This window comes from Allobosea sp. (assembly GCF_030694325.1).
Classification (GTDB): Bacteria; Pseudomonadota; Alphaproteobacteria; order Rhizobiales; family Beijerinckiaceae; genus Allobosea.
Genome location: NZ_JAUXYO010000336.1, coordinates 1 through 3,983, shown reverse-complemented (window position 1 = coordinate 3,983; position 3,983 = coordinate 1). Strand labels below are relative to the sequence as shown.

Annotated in this window: 4 protein-coding genes; all 4 read right to left on the bottom strand. The window is 70.4% G+C overall.

The window, feature by feature from the left end; genetic code table 11:
• The coding region (locus Q8M82_RS21650) for an AAA family ATPase (RefSeq protein WP_305693364.1) at nucleotides 1-889 on the bottom strand (889 nt) is incomplete at its 3' end.
• 10 nt (nucleotides 890-899) lie between these two features.
• Nucleotides 900-2,024 (bottom strand): metallophosphoesterase family protein, encoded by a 1,125-nt coding sequence (locus Q8M82_RS21645; protein WP_305693363.1) that lies wholly within the window; start codon nucleotides 2,022-2,024, stop codon nucleotides 900-902.
• A gap of 103 nt (nucleotides 2,025-2,127) precedes the next feature.
• Nucleotides 2,128-3,696: a cryptochrome/photolyase family protein gene (locus Q8M82_RS21640; RefSeq protein ID WP_305693362.1), complete on the bottom strand. Its 1,569-nt coding sequence runs from the start codon at nucleotides 3,694-3,696 to the stop codon at nucleotides 2,128-2,130.
• 137 nt (nucleotides 3,697-3,833) lie between these two features.
• On the bottom strand, nucleotides 3,834-3,983 hold a 150-nt coding region (locus tag Q8M82_RS21635; protein ID WP_371126434.1), incomplete at its 5' end, for a DNA translocase FtsK.

Sequence of the window (3,983 nt, the reverse complement as noted above, 5' to 3'; positions counted from 1 at the left end):
CGAGCGCTTCGCGGGCCGCGTCGCGGGCATTGCGGGCGAGCGCGGCCTCGACCTCGGCCCTGCGCAGCGCCTCGCCATGGGCGCGCGCCGTTGCGAGCGCAGCCTCGGCCTGGGTTACCTCGCGCAGGAGGGTGGCGTGGCGCTCGGCGTCGTCCAATTCGGCGAGCCGGGCCCGGAGGCTGCGGCGCCGGTCGAGCGCGTCCCGCAGTTCGCGCAATTCGCCCGCAAGCTTCTGTTCCAGCTGGGCCAGCGCGTCGCGCTCCTCGATGGCCTGGGCATAGGGGCCGCCGGCCTTGGGTCGGCCGGTCGCCGTGACGAGCGGCACCAGCTCCGCCTCGCAGGCGGCGAGCGCCTGCGCCATGCGCCTGCCGCCGGTCAGCGACTCGACCTCGCCCTGGACCGAGGTGAGCACGGATTCGCGGGCGCGCTTCTCGCCCTCCTCGTCGCTCCTGGCCCGGCGCTCGATGCCGGTGATGCCTTGGCGCACCCAGAGCAGGCCGGCGGGCCCCGCCGTGCCACCCTGGACGAGATTGGCGATGAAGCGCTCGGCCTCGTCGGGTTGGGCCACGAGCCGGCCGGACGCGAGATCGCGCACCATGGCGCGCTTGCCGCCGTAGAACTGTTTTGTCAGCCGGAAGGCGCCGTTGGCGGTCGTGATGTCGGCCTCGACCAGCGGGTTGCCTCCGCTATAGGGCCGCAAGCCTTGCACGGCGCCGGGCGCGCCGGTGTGGAGCTGGAAGAACAGGGCGTGGAGCGCGTCGAAACAGGTCGATTTGCCGTATTCGTTGACCGCGCAGAGCACATTGACGCCGTCGCCGATGCCCTCGACGGCGACGCCCCGACCGGCGAAGCGGCGGACATTGTGCAGGCGCAGCGCCGTCAGCTTCATGCCGGCCATCTCATGCCGGCATCGCCGCGCAATAGGAGAACAGTCGCGCCAGCGCGTCGCGCGCCGCCTGGCGCTCGGCGAGCGAGCGCGCCTCGTCGAGGCTCTCGGCGAGCAGCGCGTCCGCAGCTTGGCGCAGGGCGCCGGAACGGTCGATCGCGTCGAGATCGTCGCTGTCGCAATCGGTGGCGAGCCCGTCCGTCTCCAGCACGAGATGGGCGAATTCCGGCGCCATCGCCGCCACCGCCGCCTCCAGAGCCGCCCGCTCCTGCGGCCGCAGGCGCCCCGTGGCGACGATCCGCAGCAGGGTCTGGCGCCGCGCCGCACCCGCAGGCAGCCGCTCGCCGAGCACAGCCGGCGCGTCCTCGCCCGCGAGGCAGTCGAGCGCGAGGCTCTGCCAGGCGAAGCTGCCGGTCTCGACCGGCGTGACCTCGGGTACGGCGCCGGGGCCGGCGAGCGACACCAGCAGCGCCCGGCCCGGCTGATCATGCTTGAAACGGTCGGGCTCCGGCGCACCGGAATACCAGCTGCGCGGGCCGATCGGCATCTGGCCGTGCCAGTCGCCGAGCGCGAGATAGTCGAGCCCGGCCCGGCTTGCCCGGTCGGGCGCGATGATGTCGAGACTGCTGCCATCCTCGGAAAAGCTCTGGATCGCGCCATGGGCAAGGCCAATGCGCAGCGCCCCGTCCGGCGTGGCGGCGGCGTCCATCCAGTCCGTCAGGTCCCGGCCCGGCCGGCGCGTGGTGCAGGGTGCGGGCAGGACGACCCTACCGGGTGCGAGCACGAGCGGCGCGGCTTCCGTCGCCAGCAGAACATTAGCCGGCAAGACTGCGCGCGCCGCAGCCCAGAGTTCGTCGGCGAGCAGCGAGTCGTGGTTGCCGGGCAGGACGATCCAGCGCAGCGGCGCATGGCCGGCCATGGCAGCGAGCGCCTGGCGCAGCATGGCGGGGCTCGGTGTCTCGGTGTCGAAGCTGTCGCCCGCCAGCAGAACGGTCTCCGCCCCACCCTGCCGCGCCCGGTCCGCCAGCCGGTCGAGCACGGAGTGGCGCGCCTCACGCAGCCGGCCGCGCAGTTCCTCCGGCATGGTGCCGAAGCGCTTGCCGATATGAAGATCGGAGGAATGGAGGAACCGGAACATCGCGCCCTGAGGTCAAACAGCGGATAGCGAATCCGCTGAGGCCCCGTTCGGGCCGGCGCGCAGCATCGTCGCAAATGCGCGCGAAGGAAATGGCGGGCCGCGATCAGCCGAAGAGGTCGGGCTGCTTGATGGGCTTGGCTTGAGCCGGCGCATCGAGCCCGTCGAGGATGGCGGCGGCCTCGCGCCGGATCGTCGCGACATGGGCCGGCGTCATCCGGTCGAGGTTCCTGTAGGGCATCGCCATGCGCGGATTGTTGCCGAGCCGGTCGCGGTTGCGGATCAGGAAGTCCCAGTAGAGCGGGTTGAACGGGCAGGCGCCCTCCCCGGTCTTGATCTTCGGGTCATAGGCGCAAGGTCCGCAATAATCCGACATGCGGTCGATATAGGCGCCCGAGGCGGCATAGGGCTTCGAGCCGAGGAGGCCGCCATCGGCGAAGATCGCCATGCCATGGGTGTTAGGGAGCTCGACCCATTCGAAGGCATCGGCATAAACGGCGAGGTACCACGCCTCGATCTCGGCCGGGCGGATGCCGGCGAGCAGGGCGAAATTGCCGGTCACCATCAGCCGCTGGATGTGATGGGCATAGGCGTTGCGGCGGGTGTCGGCGACGGCGCTCGCCAGGCAGTTCATGTCCGTCTCGCCCGACCAGTAGAACCAGGGCAGCGGGCGGTCGGCGTCGAGCGCATTGGTCTGCGCATAGCCCGGCATCTCCAGCCAGTAGATGCCGCGGACATATTCGCGCCAGCCGAGTATCTGGCGGATGAAGCCCTCGACGGCGTTGAGCGGCGCCTTGCCGGCCCTGTAGGCGGTCTCGGCGGCGAGGCAGACCTCGCGCGGCAGCAGCAGGCCGATGTTGAGATAGGGCGAGACGAGGGCATGGAAGAGGAAGGCCTCGCCCTCTGCCATCGCATCCTGGTAGTCGCCGAAGCGCGGCAGTGCCTGTTCGACGAAATGCGCCAGAGCCCTGAGCGCATCATCTCGCGTCACGGCCCAGCCGAAGCCGTCGAGATCGCCGAAATGTCCGTCGAAGCGCGCCGCGACCAGCTCGACGACCTCGGTGGTCACTCCATCCGGCGCGAAACGCAGGCGCGGCGGCGGCGTTACGCCGGCCGGCAGGCGCTTGCGGTTCTCGGCGTCGAAGTTCCATTGCCCACCGACGGGCCCGTCATCCTCCATCAGCAGCCCGGTGCGCCGGCGCATCTCGCGGTAGAAGAACTCCATGCGGTAGGATTTGCGCCCGTCGGCCCAGGCGGCGAACTCGGCGCGCGAGCAGAGGAAACGGTCGTCGTCGCGGATCTCGACGGGAAGCCCGAGATCCTGCGCCCAGTCGTCCATCATCCGGCGCACACGCCATTCGCCGGGTTCGGTGACGATGACGCGGTCGGGCCGGTGGCGGGCGACCGCACGCGCCAGCTCGCCCGAGAAGGAGCCGGTGTTGGCGGGGTCGTCGAGCGCGACATAGTCGACGCTCAGTCCCTCCTCGCGCAGTGCCTGCGCAAAATGGCGCATCGCCGCAAGGATGAAGGCGATCTTCTGCTTGTGATGGGGGACATAGGTCGTCTCCTCCGCCACCTCGACCATCAGCACGAGGTCGCGTCCGGGTTCGAACCCGTCGAGCGCGGAAAGGTCGCGGCTGAGCTGGTCGCCGAGGATCAGGACGAGGGTCTTCACCGCGCAGGGCTCCGCCGGCCCCGGCGGTCGGTCACAGATCCTGTCGGCCTCATCGCAGCGCTCCTGTCGTTGCGATGAGTACGCCCCGCTGCCGCGAACGGTTCAGCCGTGACGAAGGCCGGTGGCTGCGCCTTGCCTCAATCCTCGTCTTCCCTCGCCCTGCCGGTCTCGACGAGGATTTCGCGTTTGCCGGCGTGGTTGGCGGGGCCGACGATGCCTTCGTTCTCCATCCGCTCCATGATCGAGGCGGCGCGGTTGTAGCCGATCTGGAGACGGCGCTGGATGTA